This is a genomic window from Halopiger thermotolerans (assembly GCF_054654555.1).
The window spans coordinates 742,886-759,593 of the sequence record NZ_BAAIEU010000004.1; the positions used below are offsets into that span (position 1 = coordinate 742,886).

Annotated in this window: 17 protein-coding genes; 11 read left to right on the forward strand and 6 right to left on the reverse strand. The window is 68.5% G+C overall.

All coding sequences use genetic code 11. The features are described 5' to 3' along the window. Positions 1-35 precede the first annotated feature (35 nt). The 4 genes from ACYQ26_RS11345 to ACYQ26_RS11360 all read left to right on the forward strand — a co-directional run bounded on the left by ACYQ26_RS11345 (position 36) and on the right by ACYQ26_RS11360 (position 3,964). Entirely contained in the window at positions 36-1,469 is a 1,434-nt protein-coding gene (locus tag ACYQ26_RS11345) for an NAD(P)H-hydrate epimerase (protein ID WP_459809004.1), read from the forward strand. After that, positions 1,462-2,004 (forward strand): cyclic pyranopterin monophosphate synthase MoaC, encoded by a 543-nt coding sequence (gene moaC / locus ACYQ26_RS11350; RefSeq protein WP_459809005.1) that lies wholly within the window; start codon positions 1,462-1,464, stop codon positions 2,002-2,004. Before ACYQ26_RS11345 ends, moaC begins: the two co-directional genes overlap by 8 nt. Before the next feature lie 64 nt (positions 2,005-2,068). Beyond that, positions 2,069-2,782 carry a DUF8071 domain-containing protein gene (locus tag ACYQ26_RS11355; protein WP_487247248.1) on the forward strand — a complete coding sequence of 238 codons (714 nt, stop codon included), beginning with the start codon at positions 2,069-2,071 and terminating at the stop codon, positions 2,780-2,782. 150 nt (positions 2,783-2,932) lie between these two features. After that, a complete protein-coding gene (locus ACYQ26_RS11360; RefSeq protein ID WP_459809007.1) occupies positions 2,933-3,964 on the forward strand; it encodes an NAD(P)H-dependent flavin oxidoreductase in 1,032 nt (343 codons plus the stop codon). A 1-nt stretch (position 3,965) separates the two neighbouring features. Here ACYQ26_RS11360 and ACYQ26_RS11365 read toward each other — a convergent pair whose 3' ends face one another. The 5 genes from ACYQ26_RS11365 to ACYQ26_RS11385 all read right to left on the reverse strand — a co-directional run bounded on the left by ACYQ26_RS11365 (position 3,966) and on the right by ACYQ26_RS11385 (position 7,986). Next, a complete protein-coding gene (locus tag ACYQ26_RS11365; RefSeq protein WP_459809008.1) occupies positions 3,966-4,709 on the reverse strand; it encodes a beta-ketoacyl-ACP reductase in 744 nt (247 codons plus the stop codon). Positions 4,710-4,883: 174 nt separating this feature from the next. Next, the gene (gene phaC / locus ACYQ26_RS11370) at positions 4,884-6,482 is read right to left on the reverse strand and encodes a class III poly(R)-hydroxyalkanoic acid synthase subunit PhaC (protein ID WP_459809009.1); all 1,599 of its coding nucleotides are present in this window, start codon (positions 6,480-6,482) and stop codon (positions 4,884-4,886) included. Positions 6,483-6,486: 4 nt separating this feature from the next. Beyond that, complete coding sequence (locus ACYQ26_RS11375) at positions 6,487-7,041, reverse strand: poly(R)-hydroxyalkanoic acid synthase subunit PhaE (RefSeq protein ID WP_459809010.1); 555 nt, start codon at positions 7,039-7,041, stop codon at positions 6,487-6,489. Positions 7,042-7,123: 82 nt separating this feature from the next. After that, entirely contained in the window at positions 7,124-7,609 is a 486-nt protein-coding gene (locus ACYQ26_RS11380) for a hypothetical protein (protein ID WP_459809011.1), read from the reverse strand. Between the two features lie 65 nt (positions 7,610-7,674). Beyond that, positions 7,675-7,986: an AbrB/MazE/SpoVT family DNA-binding domain-containing protein gene (locus ACYQ26_RS11385; protein WP_459809012.1), complete on the reverse strand. Its 312-nt coding sequence runs from the start codon at positions 7,984-7,986 to the stop codon at positions 7,675-7,677. Between the two features lie 250 nt (positions 7,987-8,236). Here ACYQ26_RS11385 and ACYQ26_RS11390 point away from each other — a divergent pair, with 250 nt between their 5' ends. The 7 genes from ACYQ26_RS11390 (at position 8,237) to cdd (ending at position 16,165) form a co-directional block, all read left to right on the forward strand. Next, positions 8,237-8,869, forward strand: a complete 633-nt coding sequence (locus ACYQ26_RS11390; RefSeq protein ID WP_459809013.1) for a MaoC family dehydratase — start codon at positions 8,237-8,239, stop codon at positions 8,867-8,869. A gap of 73 nt (positions 8,870-8,942) precedes the next feature. Then, entirely contained in the window at positions 8,943-10,361 is a 1,419-nt protein-coding gene (locus ACYQ26_RS11395) for a phosphohexomutase domain-containing protein (RefSeq protein WP_459809014.1), read from the forward strand. A gap of 152 nt (positions 10,362-10,513) precedes the next feature. Beyond that, on the forward strand, positions 10,514-11,569 hold the full coding sequence (locus tag ACYQ26_RS11400) for a BMP family lipoprotein (RefSeq protein WP_459809015.1): 1,056 nt from the start codon (positions 10,514-10,516) through the stop codon (positions 11,567-11,569). A 3-nt stretch (positions 11,570-11,572) separates the two neighbouring features. Beyond that, positions 11,573-13,276 (forward strand): ABC transporter ATP-binding protein, encoded by a 1,704-nt coding sequence (locus tag ACYQ26_RS11405; protein WP_459809016.1) that lies wholly within the window; start codon positions 11,573-11,575, stop codon positions 13,274-13,276. Then, complete coding sequence (locus tag ACYQ26_RS11410; RefSeq protein ID WP_459809017.1) at positions 13,273-14,553, forward strand: ABC transporter permease; 1,281 nt, start codon at positions 13,273-13,275, stop codon at positions 14,551-14,553. The genes ACYQ26_RS11405 and ACYQ26_RS11410 overlap by 4 nt, the downstream gene beginning before the upstream one ends. Next, positions 14,546-15,667 (forward strand): ABC transporter permease, encoded by a 1,122-nt coding sequence (locus ACYQ26_RS11415; protein ID WP_459809018.1) that lies wholly within the window; start codon positions 14,546-14,548, stop codon positions 15,665-15,667. Before ACYQ26_RS11410 ends, ACYQ26_RS11415 begins: the two co-directional genes overlap by 8 nt. Positions 15,668-15,745: 78 nt before the next feature. Beyond that, complete coding sequence (gene cdd, locus ACYQ26_RS11420; protein ID WP_459809019.1) at positions 15,746-16,165, forward strand: cytidine deaminase; 420 nt, start codon at positions 15,746-15,748, stop codon at positions 16,163-16,165. On the opposite strand, the gene ACYQ26_RS11425 is transcribed toward cdd, so the two are convergent. Beyond that, on the reverse strand, positions 16,162-16,644 hold the full coding sequence (locus ACYQ26_RS11425; RefSeq protein WP_459809020.1) for a DUF488 domain-containing protein: 483 nt from the start codon (positions 16,642-16,644) through the stop codon (positions 16,162-16,164). The genes cdd and ACYQ26_RS11425 overlap by 4 nt on opposite strands. Positions 16,645-16,708 lie beyond the last annotated feature (64 nt).

A 16,708-nucleotide genomic window follows, 5' to 3' on the forward strand; every position in this document is an offset into this window, starting at 1 on the left:
CAACGTTGAACGGCCGGCCCGTCGAAGCCTCAGACATGATCACGGGAGAGCGGATGGCCGCCGTGGACGAGAACGCCGCGGCGCTGGGCGTGCCGCGAAAGCAGTTGATGGAGTCGAGCGGACACGCCGTCGCCCGCGCGGTCCGCGAGGTCGCCGACCCGGGCGCGAGCGTGGCGATCGTCGCCGGCCGCGGGAACAACGGCGGGGACGCGTTCGTCGCCGCCCGGTTCCTCGATGCGTACGACGTCACCACCCTCCTGCTCGGCCGCGCCGAGAACATCGGCACCGAGATCGCCCGCGAGAACTGGGAGGCGCTCCAGCGGGCCGACTACGACACCCGCGAGGTGAAAGACTCGAGCCAATTCGACCGGCCGGACTGCGACGTCGTCGTCGACGCCATGCTCGGAACTGGGATCAGCGGCGACCTCCGGGAGCCGGCCGCGACCGCCGCCGAGGCGATCAACGCCGCCGACGCGACCGTCGTCTCGGTCGACGTCCCCTCCGGCTTCGACGCCGACGCGGGCGAGCACGCCGCCAACGGCGTCGAGGCCGACCGAGTCGTCACCTTCCACGACGCGAAGCCCGGTCTCGAGGAACTCGACGCCGAGGTCACGGTCGCCGACATCGGCATCCCCGCCGCAGCGGAGCGGTTCGTCGGCCCCGGCGACGTCGACCTCGCGCGACCCGACACTCGCGAGGGCCGGCCCAACGTCATCGGCGGAGGGCCCTACACCGGCGCGCCGGCGCTGGCCGCCCAAGCCGCGCTCAGGGCCGGCGCCGAACTCTCCTTCGTCGCTGCGCCCGACTCGGTGGCCGGCGAAATCCAGGGCTACAGCGAGGACCTCATCGTCCAGCCCTACGAGGAGGACGTCCTCACGCCCGAGCGGGCGGAGGCGCTCCTCGAGCGCGTCGAGGGCTACGAGACGCCGGTCGTCCTCGGCCCCGGCCTCGGTACCGCCGACGAGACCCTCGAGGCCGTCCGCCGGTTCCTCGAGTCCTACACCGGGACGGCGGTCGTCGACGCCGACGCGCTGCGGGTCGTCCCCGAGGTCGAGACCGAGGCGACGCTGGTCTGTACGCCCAACCGCGGCGAACTCGCGGCGATGGGCGGTCCCGACGCCGACGACCTCGCCGCGGTCGCGGACGAGATCGAGGACTTCGCGGCCGACCTCGGCCACGTCGTCCTTGCGAAGGGCGCGACCGACGTGATCACGGACGGCGAGCGAACCCGGATCAGTCGCTCGGGGACGGTCGGCATGAAAGTCGGCGGCACCGGCGACACGCTCGCCGGCATCGTCGCGGCCCTGCTCGAGCACGCAGCGCCGCTCGACGCTGCGGCCGCGGGCGCCCACGTCAACGGGCTGGCCGGCGAGCGCCTCGCCGAGCGCGACGAGCACGGGTTCCTCGCCTCGGAACTGCTCGCGGAAATTCCGACGGTCCTGTGGGACGGAGGTGACGGCGATGTCTGACGATCCGACGCCGGCCGAGGGCTCGAATCCCGACCCGCGAGCCGATGCCGACGATACCGACTCGACGGATCTCACCCACACCACCGACGAGGGCGACGTCCAGATGGTCGACGTCGGGGACAAACCCGACAGCGAGCGCCGCGCCGTCGCGATCGGCGAGATCCGCCTGCAACCCTCGACCGTCGACGCCATCCGGGACGACGAGATCGGCAAGGGCGACGTGCTCGCGACCGCCCGCGTCGGCGCCGTACAGGCGGTCAAACACACCTGGGAGACGATCCCGATGTGCCACCAGATCCCGATCACGAACGTCGACACCGACTTCGAACTCGGCTCGGACCGGGTCGAACTCGAGGTCGCCGTCGAGACGACCGGCAAGACCGGCTGCGAAATGGAGGCCCTCGAGGGCGTCACGACGGGGCTGAACGTCGTCTGGGACATGGTCAAGGCCGTCGAGAAGGACGCGGACGGGCAGTACCCCGAGACGGGGATCGAGAACGTGCGGGTGCTGCAGAAGGAAAAGCGGCGCCGGTAGGTGCGGAGTTCGTCTCGGCGGATCGGCGAAGGATTTTTCTGCCGACTGATGTTTGCATACTAACATGACGTCCGGTAGTGACTCCCGGAAAAACTCATCTGCAGAGAGCGCGTTCGAACACCTCGTCGCGGCACTGAAACACGTTTTCGCGGCACTCGTCGTGACGTGTGCGCCGGTGCGACGTCTCGTCGCGTCTCGATCGGGCCTCGAGCGCATTCGGCGCGGGGCCGTCGGACGGCGGAGACCCGCGTCGGTTACGGCGGTCCTGTCCGCACCGATAACGGCAGCGCTGATCGCTCCACTGGTGGCCGCCACGGTCGGCTACGGTCGAATCGAACGGTGGGTCGTGGGCGGTGCCCACAGCCCCGGCCAGTGGCTCGGCGGGATACTGCCCGGAACGGCTCCGCGAGCGATCGGGATCGTCGGAATCGGCGTGCTCGTCGCGGTCGCTGCGGCCGTCGCCGCTCGAAACTCGGGGCTGGGGCCGACGATCGCGGTCGCGATGGGGCCGATCTTCGGTGTCGGTCTCGCGAGGTACGGAACGACGGTCGAGCACTTCTCGCCGAACAAATTCCACCGGTTCTTCGGGGCGACGGGACTGCACTTCGAGGCGGTCGGCCCCGTCGCGACCGTTCAAACCGCCCTGTACCTCGCGGTCCTGTGGGGCGTCCCGATCGGGGTGCTCGGATTCGCGCTCGGGACGGTCGGCCGTCGGCTCTCCCGTCTGTTCGGCGGCCGCCGCGGTGGTAACGGAATCTCGCGGGCGGAATTCAGGTGATCTCACGCTGTCCGTCGGTTCGGAGACACGCTGCACTACCCTGTACCTGTACTCCGTCGGTTCGCACCGCCCTCTGACGACTCGTCTCGCCGGCCCGAGGTTCGATAGAACCGCCGGAATTGATCGGCGATCGGTACGAACTACTGGCCGATGACGCTTCAGACCGCTCTCTGCGACGCTCTCGAGATCGAGCACCCGATCGTGCAGGCGCCGATCGGCAGCGCGACGAACCCCGAACTGGCGGCGGCCGTCTCCAATGCGGGCGGCCTGGGCCACCTCGCGGTGACGTGGCGCGACCTCGAGGAGACCCGCTCGGTGATCCGCGAAACGCGCGACCGAACCGAGCGGCCGTTCGCGGTCAACCTCGCGCTCGACGACGCGACCACCGTCGTCGACACCGAGGAGCACCTCGCGACGGTCCTCGAGGCGGGCGCGCCGATCGTCTCCTTCTCGTTCGGCGACGCTGCGCCGTACATCGACTCGGTCCACGACGCGGGAGCGATCGCGATGCAGACCGTGGGCAGCGCGGCCGCCGCGCGCGAGGCCGTCGACGCCGGAATCGACGTCGTCGTGACGCAGGGGCTCGAGGCGGGGGGCCACGTTCAGAGTGAAACCGCGACGACGGCGCTGGTTCCGCGGGTCGCGGACGCGGTCGGCGACGCGGTCCCGATCGTCGCCGCGGGCGGGATCGCCGACGGCCGGGGCGTCGCGGCGGCGCTCGCGCTGGGCGCCGACGGCGCGTGGCTCGGCACCCGGTTCGTCGCGACCGAGGAAGCGACCGTCCACGACGAGTATCGGCGGCGGTTGCGGGAGAGCGACGAGACCGACACCCGTCACACCACGCTGTTCGACAAGGGCTGGCCGGGCACGCCCCACCGCGTGCTCGAGAACGAGACGCTCGAGCGCTGGGACGACGCCGGTCGGCCGCCCGCCGGCGAACGGCCCGGCGAAGACGACGTGGTCGCCCGCACCGGCGACGGCGAGCCGATCGAACGCTACGACGAAGCGCTCGCGACGCCCGACGTCGAGGGCGACATCGAGGCGATGGCGCTGTACGCCGGTCAGAGCGTCGGCGGGGTAGACGACGTCCGGTCGGCGGCCGACCTCGTCGCAGACCTCGCCGCCGAAACGCGCGACCGGATCGGGGCGGTGGCCGGCCGGATCGACGGTACCAAGCGCTGACCTACAGGTCCATTCCGCCGTTGATGTCGATCACTTCGCCCGTGATGTAGGACGACTCCTCGCTCGCGAGGAACCGAACGAGGGCCGCGACGTCCTCGACCTCCGCGAGGCGCTCGAGCGGGATCCCCGCGATGATCCGATCGAGCACCTCGTCCGGCACGCTCTCGACCATATCTGTGCGCGTAAAGCCGGGGGCGACGCAGTTGGCCGTCGACCCGCCCTGGGCGAGTTCGAGGGCGATCGTCCGCGTGAAGCCGAACATCCCGCTCTTGGCGGCGGCGTAGTTGGCCTGCCCGAAGTTGCCCTGCTTGCCGACGACGCTCGAGATGTTGATCAGCCGCCCCTCCTCGGCTTCCCAGATGTCGTCGTAGAACTCCTGGGTGCAGTTGAACATCCCGCCGAGATTGACGTCCATCACGCGGTCCCAGTCCTCGCGGGTCATCTCCGTGAACTGCTTGTCGGCGGTGATGCCGGCGTTGTTTACGAGGACGTCGGCCGGACCGAACGCCTCGTGGCAGACCTCGCGCATGTGTTCGACCTGATCGCGGTGGGTGACGTCCGCCTGGGCCGCGACGGCCGAGCCGCCGGCGGTTTCGATCGCGTCGACGGCCTCCTGTGCCGCCCCCTCGGAAGAGCGGTAGTTGATGACGACGTTCGCACCTTCCTCCCCGAGGTACTCGGCGATCCCCCGGCCGATACCGCGTGCCGACCCCGTGATGACGCAGGTTCGTCCGTCCATCGACATGGTTGGTCCCACGTTCTACCTCCGGTGGTAAATAATAACATGCAGTATGATACGTTCCGCGAGACGCGACTGTTCACGGAGAATCAAAAACGAGCGCGACAGGACGAGGGAGACGAGGCCGGCACCGCACCGAGCGCGCCGACCTCGAGACCCGCCGCGACGGGTCGGCGGCCGTTACCGCTCCGCGGCCTGTTCGATCCAGTCCTCGACGCGGCTCGGCGAGAGGCCGGTCTCCGCGGCGAGTTCGGCGGCATCCGCGTCGGCGAGTTGGTCGAACGTCTCGATTCCGGCGTCTGCGAGCGTATCGGCGTAGGCCTGGCCGACGCCGCTCAGTTCGGTCAGGTCGTCGGTTTCGTCCGCGATGGCGGACTCGGAGTTCAACTCCTCGTCGGTGATCTCCTCGGCGACGTCCTCGTCGACGGTCATCTCGCCCGGCTCCGCGGGTTCGTCCTGAACGTCGTCTTCGCCGCGCGCGGCGATCTCCTCGTCGGACCGGTCTTCGCCGTGGAAGTCGCTCGTCTCGGCGTCGATGTCGTCGGTTTCGGTCGATTCGGCTCCGGTGTCGACGTCGACGCCGCCGTCCGAGAGGTCGTCGTCGCCGGTTTCGTCGCCGGCGACGTCCTCGGCCAGCGCGGCGTCTTCGTCGTCCGCGGGTTCGGACGACTCCGGCTCGCTCTCGACGTCGGAGCCGTTCGAACGCTCCTCGAACCACTCGCAGACGTCCGGCCACAGTTCCTCGTGGCTGCGCGAGGAGACGGACATCCCGATGTGGCCCGTCGCGAACTCCATGATCTCGGTGTCCTCGGACGGAATCGCCTCGTTGAACGGCTTCGAGGCCCCCGGCGGGATGAGGTGGTCGTACTCGGCGACGATCTGCAACACCGGCATCTCGATGTTGTCGAGGTCGACGCGCTCGCCGCCGAGTTCGAGTTCGTTCGCGTGGAGCTTGTTCTCCTGGTAGATATCGCGGATGAACTCCTCGTAGGCCCGGCCGGCGACGTCGATGCCTTCGTCGAGCCACCGCTCCATCCGGGCGAAGTTCTCGACGAAGTCCTCGTCCTCGAGGTTGTCGTAGAAGCGGACGTACTTCGTGACGTTGTTCGCGACGGGGTCCATCAGGGCGAAGCCGGTATCGAGGAAGTCCGCGGGGACGTTGTCGAACGTCTCGGTGACCGTCTCGGGGTCGTAGTAGTCCTCGGCGCCCCACAGCTCGAGGACGCCGCCGTCGCCGGCGAAACAGAGGCCGGCGGCCATCAGCCCGAGGTTGCGGACCTTCTCGGGGTAGAGCGCGGCGTACATGGCCGACATCGTCCCGCCCATGCAGTAGCCGAGGATGTTGATCGCGTCCTGCCCGGAGCGGTCGCGGACGACGTCGACGCAGTTGTCGATGTAGCGGTTGACGTAGTCGTCTAAGCCCAGCGAGCGATCGAGCTTGGAGGGCTCGCCCCAGTCGATCAGGTAGACGTCGAAGCCGGCTTCAAGCAGCCGGCGGACGACCGACCGGTTCGGCTGGAGGTCGAGGATGTACGGCTTGTTGATCAGCGCGTAGACGATGAGGATGGGAACGTCGTGTTGCTCCTCCGTCTGCGATTCGTAGTGGAGCAGTTCGAGTTTGTTCTCCTCGTAGACGACCTCGCTTGGCGTCTGGCCGACCTCGACGTTCTCGATGGTCTCGGTGCGGTCGGGCGCGACGCGGGCCTTCTCGGCCAGTTCGGCCGTCGCCTCCCAGGCCTGACGCTGGATGTCCAGTGCGGTTGTGTAGGGGTTTTTCATGGTTTCACTCTTGGTCCTCGAGGTGCTCGAGAATCCGGTCGAGCTTCTGCTCGACGTCGTGCTGGCGGCGCTCGAGTTCGACGAGGCGGTCGCCGACCTCGACGACGTCCTCCTCGGTCGCGAAGCCGAGCGTCCGCAGCGTCTCCTGGGCGGCCTCGTCGGCCTGCTGCTGGAGCTCGAGGACGTCGCCGACGGTCTCGCCGGTCATCTTCGCGAAGGCCGTCGTCGACATGACCTCCTTGAACGCCTCGTTGGCCGTGTTGAGCCAGATGTCGCGGAACTCCTCGACGTCGACGTCCTCGCCCTCGAGCTGGTCGTTCATCCGCTCGACCATCTGCTGGGAGGCGTTCATCCAGGTGTCGTAGGCCTTCGCGTAGCCCTCGACGCCCTCGGAGATCTCGTTGTCCTCGGTGGCCTGGCCGACGGTCTCGGACCAGCTCTCGACGAACTGCGCCTGGGCCTCCATGTTGTCCTCGAGCGCTTCGAGGAACTGCTCGTTCCACTGTTCGACGAACGCGTTCCAGTCCTCTGCCTGCGGGGATTGCTGTGAGTCTGCCATAGTGTGCTAGTGTGGGGTAGTGTGGCGTAGTGCGTAGTGTAGTAAACTCGCGTACGTACGAAAAGACCGGGGGCTGACGGCGTTACGCCGACGCGTCGAACTCGTCCGCGGCCTGCTCGACGTTCTCGGCGACGGCCGAGACGTTCTCCTCGACCTGTTCGTGGGCCTCGAGGGCGGCGTCGAACGAGGTGTCGACGACCTCGGAGTAGTTCTCGACGAACTCGTCGTAGGCCTTCTCGGATTCCTCTACGGCCTCGACGGCGGCCTCGAGCGACTGGAGCTGGGCCTCGGTCGCGGAGTCGACGCCCTCGTCGACGAACTCGCGCAGCTCCTCGAAGTCGGCGCTGCCCTCGGGCAGCGAGGCCTCGATCGCGTCGAAGTAGGCGTGGGCGGCGCCTTTCGTCAGTTCGGCGTTCGATTCGACGAGGTCGCTCGACCCCTCGAGGGCGTCGGCGAACGCGCCGAACGAGGCCTGCTGCGCCTCGAGAGCGTCGTGGGTGATCGTCTGGGACTGTTTGACGGCGGTGCGCTGGGCGTCGAAGAGTGCGGTGATGGGGTTCTGAGTCATGGTTGGGTTCTGTGTAGGGTCGTTGATTCGGATTGGTGTGCGGTTTGGCTCGTATTCCGGGGCGACTACTCGTCTCGGTCGCGCTTGACCGGCACGACGATGGTCTGGACGATGTCGCCCTCTTCGATGTCGAGGGCCTCCCGTTCGGGTTCGGGAATGCTGATCCGACCGCCGCTCTGGACCCGGGCCTTGAACGTCGCCGTGCCCATGTTCATCGGCCCGAAGGCCGACATCTCCTCGAGCGGGTTCGCCGAACTCGCCTGGAACAGCTGTTTCATCATCTCCTGCTGAGACTGCGCGACTTGCTCGCCAGCCTCCTGCATCTCCTCGAACATGGCCGGCGGGAACCAGAGCGATCGGTCGGAGTCGTCCGTCATCACACGAACAAACGAGCGCCGCACTAATAAGGGTTTCCACTAGATACCATTGAATGGCAGCAGATGTATCGAGTAGGATCACAAGGGAGCGGATCGCTCGAGCGTCGGGCTCGAGTCACCGGCAGCAACGGCAATTGCGGCGATTGCGCCGCCAGCGAACTCGTTTCTCGCGGTCCTTAACGAACGATACTGGCCTACTTGTTCAGCCAAAGAATCATTACCACGCCTCCCCAAACAACGATAGATATAGATGTCACAGAATTCCGGGCGGAATAACTTCGCCGCCATGACGAACGCGTGGACGGCGATGACCCAGAGTTTCCTCCGCAGTGCGACCGCCGCCAACCGGGCGGCCCTCTCCGCGATGGTTCCGAACGGGAACGGAACGGCGTCGGACGACGGCATCGTTCCGGCCTCTATCCCGTCCGTCGACCACTCGAATCTCGACTGGGCCTTCGAACGCACCGTCGACAACCGCGACGCGATCAGCGTCGGCGACGCCGTCACCTTCGAAAAGACCCTCTCCGACGAGGACGTTTGCGCGTTCGCCCAGATCAGCGGCGACACGAACCGCCTCCACCTGGACGACGAGTTCGCCGCGCAGACGCGGTTCGGCGAGCGGATCGTCCACGGCACGCTCGTCTCCGGGCTCATCAGCGCCGCGCTGGCGCGCCTGCCCGGCCTGACGATCTACCTCTCGCAGGATCTCGAGTTCCGCGGCCCCGTCAAGATCGGCGACCGCGTCTCGGCCCGCGTCGAAATCGTCGAGGACCTTGGCAACGACCAGTTCCGACTCGAGACGCAGATTCGCGACGAGTCCGACGACGAGACGGTCATCGACGGCGAAGCCGTCGTTCTGATCGACGAACTGCCCGACGAATAGGCGTCGTCGCGCCTCGCGGCGCCGCCACATTGCTTCTCCACAGTATAAGTGGTTCCTCGCGGAACGACCGTACATGACACTGTTCGGGACCGCCGGGATTCGCGGTCCGGTAACCGACGTCACGCCGGAGCTGGCCCTCGCGGTCGGACGGGCCGCCGGCGAGCCAGGTGCAACGTTCGTCGTCGGACGCGACGGCCGCGAAACGGGGCCGGCGCTCGCCGCGGCGATGGAAGCCGGCCTCGAGAGCGCGGGCGCGGACGTCTACCGGCTCGGGCAGGTGCCGACGCCGGCGCTCGCGTACGCCTCGCAGGGACGGCGCGGCGTGATGATCACCGCGAGCCACAACCCGCCGACCGACAACGGCATCAAGCTCTTCGCCGACGGCGTCGAGTACGACCGCGAGGCCGAACGGGCGATCGAGGACGCCGTCGCGACCGACGGTGACGACGGCCTCGCATCGTGGGACCGATGGGGCGAGTCCGGTCGCCTCGAGGTCCTCGAGGAGTACCGCGACGCGGTGGGCGACTACGTCCGCGAGCAGTTCGCGGACCGTCCGACGACCGCCGACCGGCCCCTCGCCGGGCTCTCGATCGCCGTCGACTGCGGCAACGGCATGGGCTCGGTCGCGACGCCCCACGTCCTCGAGCGCCTCGGCGCCGACGTCACCGCGGTGAACGCGAACGTCGACGGCCACTTCTCCGCGCGCGAGAGCAAGCCGACGCCGGAGACGCTGACCGACTTCGTCGAGTTCGTCGCGGACGGCGAGGCGCCACGCGCCTCGGAGAACGCGAGCGGCCGGTTCGACCTCGGCCTCGCTCACGACGGCGACGCCGACCGGCTCGTCGTCCTCGGCCCCGACGGCGAGGTGATCCACGAGGACACCGTGCTCGCGGTGGTCGCGGAACACTACGTCGCCGCGAGCGACGCCGCCGATCCCGTCGTCGTGACGACGCCCAACGCCTCCGCGCGGATCGACGAGCGGGTCCGCGAGGCCGGCGGCCGCGTCGAACGCGTCCGCCTCGGCGCGCTCCACGAGGGGATCGCGCGCGAGCGACGGCAGGGCGACGCGGACACCGCCGTCGTCTTCGCCGCCGAACCCTGGAAGCACATCCACACCGCCTTCGGCGGCTGGATCGACGGCGTCGCGAGCGCCGCCGTCGTCGCCGCGCTCGTCGCCGAGGCCGGCGGCACCGACGCGCTCCGCGACCCGGTCACGGAACGGCCCTACCGGAAAGTCAGCGTCGACTGCCCCGACGGCGCCAAAGCGGACGTGATGGCGGCCCTCGAGACCGAGCTCCCCGACGCGTTCCCCGAGGCGGCCGTCGACACCGACTACGGCGTGCGCCTCGAGTTCGACGACGCGTCGTGGGTGCTCGTCCGTCCGAGCGGGACCGAGCCCTACGTGCGGATCTACGCCGAGAGCGAGACGGTCGACGACCTGATCGCGAGCGCGCGGACGGTCGTCGAGTCGGCGGTCGACGACGCGACCTGACGCCGCCGGCCGTCAGTGACAGGACGAAACGTAACCGAACTGCTCGAGTTGTTGGTGTGTCTCACCCGTATACGAGTCGTTCCCATGCGCTCGTTTATTGCCGGCCACAGATTCCGACGAGTATAAACCGATTGTTTGCGCTAGTCGCTCCTATGCCACGTAACAGACGAGCTGTTTTGACGGGGATGGGTGCTGCTGGACTCGCGGCGATGGCGGGTTGCGTCGGCGGGTTCGGCGAGGAATCGGGTAACTCGAGTGCACGGGTCGGTATGGTCTACGCGACCGGCGGCCTCGGCGACGACTCCTTCAACGACATGGCAAAGCAGGGTGTCGAAGACGCAAAAGAGGAGTTTGACATCACGTACGACCAGACGGAGCCCGAATCGGCGAGCGAGTTCGCCGGCGCGCAGCGGGACTTCGCCGAGAGCGGCGACTACGATCTGATCAACTGCATCGGCTACGCGCAGAAGGACGCGCTTTCGGAGAACGCGCCGGAGTATCCGGAGCAGAACTTTATCATCGTCGACGACGTCGTCGAGGAGGACAACGTCCGGAGCTACATTTTCGGCGAACCCGAAGGGTCGTTCCAGGTCGGCCACCTGGCCGGACTCCTGACCCAGGAGGAGTTTTCCGCCGGCGCCGGCGAGACGAATCCGGACGCGAACGTCGTCGGCTTCGTCGGCGGCACTGAGTCGCCGCTGATCCAGTCGTTCCACGCTGGCTTCCAGGCCGGCGTCAAGCACGCCAACGAGAACGCCGAGGTCGTCTCGACGTACGTCGGCGGGTTCAACGACACCGCCGGCGGCCAGCAGGCCGCCCGCACGATGTACCAGGACCAGAACGCGGACATCGTCTTCCACGCGGCCGGCCGCACCGGCATCGGCGTCTTCCAGGCGGCCCAGGACGAGGGTCGGTTCGCCATCGGCGTCGACAGCGACCAGTCGAAGTCCAACGCGGACTTCGCCAACGTCATCCTCGCGAGCATGGTCAAGCGCGTCGACACCGCCGTCTACAACGCCATCGAGTCCGTCGTCAACGACGAGTTCGCGGGCGGCGAGACCGTGACGCTCGGCCTCGAGGAGGAGGGCGTCGGTGCCGTCTACGGCGACCAGCTCGGTAGCGAGATCCCCCAGGAGATCAAGGATCAGGTCGCCGAGTCCAAACAACAGATCATCGACGGCGAGATCGACGTACCAAGCGAACTGTAACCGATGACCGAGTCGGGAACGGGAACGACTGACGGGGCAGCACCGACCGATTCGGGGGCGGACGGACGGAGCGGCGGCCGTTCCGCCGACCTGGATCGAGACCGGGAGGCCGCCGGCAGCGACCTCGCCGTCCACCTGGACGGCATCACCAAGCGGTTCCCCGGCGTCGTCGCGAACGACGACGTCGACCTCCGCGTCGAGCGCGGGACCGTCCACGCCCTGCTCGGCGAGAACGGGGCCGGCAAGACGACGCTGATGAACGTCCTCTACGGACTCTACGAGCCCGAGGAGGGCCGCGTCGTCGTCGACGGCCGAGAGCGCTCGTTCGACTCGCCGCGGGACGCCATCGACGCCGGCGTCGGCATGATCCACCAGCACTTCATGCTGGTCGACACGATGACCGTCGCCGAGAACATCGCGCTGGGCAACGAACCGACGAAGTGGTTCGGGATGGCCGTCGACCGCGAGCAGGTCGAACGCGAGGTGCGGGATCTGTGCGACCGCTACGGCTTCGACGTCGATCCGCAGGCGACCGTCGAGGATCTGAGCGTCGGGGTCCAGCAGCGCGTCGAGATCCTCAAAGCGCTGTTCCGCGGCGCCGACGTGCTCATCCTCGACGAGCCGACCGCGGTCCTCACGCCTCAGGAGGTCGAGGGCCTCTACGACGTGCTGGACGAACTCACCGCACAGGGGAAGACGATCATCTTCATCACGCACAAGCTCGAGGAGGCGACCCACGCCGCGGACGCGATCACCGTCCTCCGGGACGGCGAGTCCGTCGGCACGGTCGACCCCGAGCACACGACCCGCGAGGAGCTGGCCGAGCGCATGGTCGGCCGCGAGGTGCTGCTCGAGGCCGAGTCCGAGCCGGTCGAGACCGGTGACGTCGTCCTCTCGACGGAGAACGTCGCCGTCGAGGATACTCGCGGCGTCGACGTCGTCTCCGGAATCGACCTCGACGTGCGGGCCGGCGAGATCGTCGGCATCGCTGGCGTCGACGGCAACGGTCAGGCGGAACTGATCGAGGCGATCACCGGCCTCCGGACGCCAGACGAGGGGACGATCACCTACGAGGGGACTGACGTCACCGACTGGTCCCGCCGCGAGCGGATCGAGGCCGGCATGGCCTACATTCCCGAGGACCGCCAGGAGCGCGGGCTCGTCATGCCCTTCGACCTCGTCGAGAACGGCGTCCTCGGTAGCCAGCGCTCGGCGGAGTTCGCCGACGGCGGCCGCATCGACTGGACCGACGTCCGCGACCACGCCGAGGAGATCATCGAGACCTACGACGTTCGCCCGCCGAACGCCGACGCGGACGCCCGCTCGTTCTCCGGCGGCAACCAGCAGAAGTTCATCGTCGGCCGCGAGTTCGAGCGCGACCCGTCGCTGGTCGTCGCGACCCATCCGACCCGCGGGGTCGACATCGGCTCGACGGAGTTCATCCACGACCGCCTGCTCGAACTGCGCCGCGAGGGCGTCGCGATCCTGCTCGTCTCCTCGAAGCTCGACGAGGTCCGCTCGCTCTCGGATCGGCTGGCGGTCATCTACGAGGGCGAGTTCATCGACGTCACCGATCCGGACGCCGTCACCGAGGAGGAACTCGGCCTGCTGATGGCCGGACAGGAACTCGAGGCGGACGGCGGCCGTGGCCGCGGTGGCGATCGCAGTCACGGCGCCGGTGCCGGCGCCGGGGGTGACCCCCGATGAGCGCCGACGGGGACCGCCTCGAGCGGCTCCTCGAACGGCTCGTCGGGGCCTCCGTGCTCGAGCGAGTCGTCATCAGCGTCGCGGCGCTGCTGGCCGCCGTCCTCATCGGCGGCGTGCTGGTGTTCGTCTCCGGCGGCATCGCCTCCTGTCGCACCGGCCTCGATCTGGCCGGGGTGACGTTCTGTTACAACCCGATGCAGGTCTACTACGAACTGTTCCTCGGGGCGATCGGCCACCCGCTCGAGGGCGGCTGGAGCCCCACGAACTACAGCCTCGCGCGGACGCTCCAGCAGACGACGCTGCTGATCTTCGCGGGGCTGTCGGTCGCGGTCGCGTTCCGCGCCGGCCTGCTCAACATCGGGACCCAGGGGCAACTCGTCGTCGGCGGACTCGCGACGGCCGTGACGGTCGTCTACGCGGCGCCGATCGTGCCCGGCGGCTTCGTCGGCACGATCGTCCTCATCCCGCTGGGCGTGCTCGCCGGCGCGGTCGTCGGCGGCCTCTACGGGGCGCTTCCCGGCGTCCTGAAGGCCTACGCGGACGCCAACGAGGTCATCACGACGATCATGCTCAACTTCGTCGCGGCGGGGGTCACGTCGACGCTGCTCTCGCAGTGGTTCCAGGACCCCGACAGCACCACCTCGCGGACCGAGCCGGTCCCCGAGTACGCCGAGATTCCGACGCTTCCGTACGTCGGCTTCGGCGGCTCGGCGGACTTCTCGCTGCTCGCGTTCGGGTTCGCGGTCGCGCTCATGCTCGGGACCGCCTGGCTGTTCGTCCGCACCTCGTTCGGCTACGAACTACGGACGAGCGGCACCCAGCCCGCGGCGGCCGCCTACGGCGGCGTCGACGAGAAGCGCATGACCGTCGCCAGCATGACCCTCTCGGGCGCGCTCGGCGGCGTCGCCGGCGCGTTCTGGGTGCTGATGGTCCACGGCAGCTGGCTCGAGAACGTGCCCTCGATCGGCTTCGACGGGATCGCGGTCTCGGTGCTGGCCGGCAACAACCCGATCGGCGTCGGCGCCGCGGCGTTCCTGTTCGGGGTGTTAGACAGCGGTAGCAACTCGATCGGGACGGCCACGGACGTGCCGCCCGAACTGGTCGGCGTCCTCAGCGGCCTGATCATCCTGTTCGTCGCGATGCCGGAGTTCTTCCGCACGATCGGCCGGCGGTTCGTCGACCTCGAGACGGCGCGGCCGGTTCGCGCGGACGGCGGCGACGCCGACGCCGATGCTGACGCCGCTGCCGCCGAAACCGGAGGTGACACCGATGAGTAAGTCCACCGTGACCGAGACGGAGACGACCGACCCGGACGAACCGACCCTGCCGTTCTCGCGGCGAACCACCCTCGGACTGGCCGTCGGCGCCGGACTGCTCGCGGTCTGGATCGTCGTCGGCCTGCTCGCCCCCGACTCGTGGGCCGGCGTGTTGCTCTCGATCGCGGCGAGTCCGAGCACGCACACGGCGATGCTCCGGCTGGCCGTCCCGATCGCGCTGGCGGCGATCGGCGGCATCTTCGCCGAGAAGAGCGGCGTCATCAACATCGGCATCGAGGGGCTGCTCATCGTCTCGGCCTTCTCCTCGATCGTCGCCGTCCACTGGCTCGGCGCCGGCCAGTCGACCGCCGGCCTGTCGAACTACTGGTGGGGCCTACTCGCCGGCACGATCGTGAGCGTGCTGTTCGCGCTGCTCTTCGCGATCGTCTGCATCGAGTTCAAGGCCGACCAGATCATCGCCGGCCTCGCGGTCTGGCTCATCTCGCTGGGCCTGGCGCCGTTCGCCTCCCAGATCGTCTTCGGCAGTCCGAACACCGCCAGCGTCGGCCGGTTCTCGAGCGTGACGGTGCCGGTCCTCTCCGACCTGCCGCTCGTCGGCTACCTGCTGTTCGACACCGAACCGCAGGTCTACATCATGCTCGCGGGCGCGGCCGTCGGCTGGTACCTGCTCGCCCGAACCAACTTCGGGCGCTGGGTGGTCGCCAGCGGCGAGAACCCCAAGGCGCTGGACACGGCGGGCGTCGACGTCCGCAAGGTCCGATACGCCGCCGTCCTCCTCTCGGGCGTGTTCGCCGGCCTCGGCGGCGCCGGGTTCGCGCTGGGCGACCTCGGGACGTTCGCCGGCGGCGGCGACACGGCGATCAACGGCCGCGGGTTCATCGCGATCGCGACCTACCTGCTGGCGAACTACAACCCGATCGGCGCCCTGCTGGGCTCGTTCCTCTTCGCGGGGCTCGACGCGATCCAGACCGGGATGCAGGCGGCGGGCTACGCCCTTCCGACGGAGCTCATCCGCGTCATCCCGCACATGACGGTCATCGTCGTCCTCGTGCTCGTCGGCCGCACGCGGCTGCCCGACGCCGCCGGCGAGCACTACGAGTCCGGCGAGGACTGAGCGTCGATCACCGTTTTAGCCGCCGACGAATCGCCGGGAGCAGTGCCTTCTTGCCGTCGCCCCGCACAAGTAGCGTGCATGACCGACTCCGACGTCTCCGCGAACGACCCGCTGATCGAACGCGCACGCGAAATCCAGTCGCAGGCCCACGTCCCCTACTCCGAGTACGCCGTCGGCGCCGCCCTCGAGACGGCCGACGGCGAGGTCTTCGTCGGCTGTAACCTCGAGAACGCGAACTACAGCAACAGCCTCCACGCGGAGGAGGTCGCGGTCGCCGAGGCGGTCAAGCAGGGGTACGACGACTTCGCTCGGATCGCGGTCAGTTCCGGCCGCCGCGACGGCGTTACCCCCTGCGGGATGTGCCGGCAGACGCTCGCGGAGTTCTGCGACGACGACCTCGTGGTCATCTGCGACGAAGGTGAAAGCGCGGAGCCGTCCCTGTACACGCTCGGCGAACTGCTGCCGAACACGATTTCGCAGGAGACGCTCGAGGACTAACGCTCGTTCTCGCCGCCGTCGCCGTCGAGGCGCTCGGCGAGCCGGTCCCGAAGAATCGTCCGGTGACACCGCTTCTTCTCGGTGTTCTCGAAGCAGACGAGCGCGAGCGACTCGCCGGACTCGAGCCGCTCCGTGAGCTCCTCGACGGCCGCCTGCGCGTCCGCCGACGACTCGAGGTGGTCGCAGTAGGCTTCCTCGAACCCGACCTGTTCCCAGGCCGCGTTGTGGGCGCCCTCCTCGCACAGCCCCTGCATCTTCATGTCCTCCTCGATCTCGCGCATCGACTCGAGCAGATCGGCGGGCGGGCCGAGTTCGGGGTGGTTCTCGTCGACCGCGGCGTGGAACCACGGCGCCGGCTGTCGGACGACGCCGACGTAGGTCGCGTCGTCGGGCACCTCGGCTAAGTCGTGCTGGATGGCGGCGACGTAGGTGTCCGCGAGCACCCCCTGCGTCTCGGTACCACGAGACTCGGTAGCCATAGCGGTCCTACGCGGGCCCCGCATTTATATACGGCGCCGGTCCGAATCGCTGTCCGTTCAACAG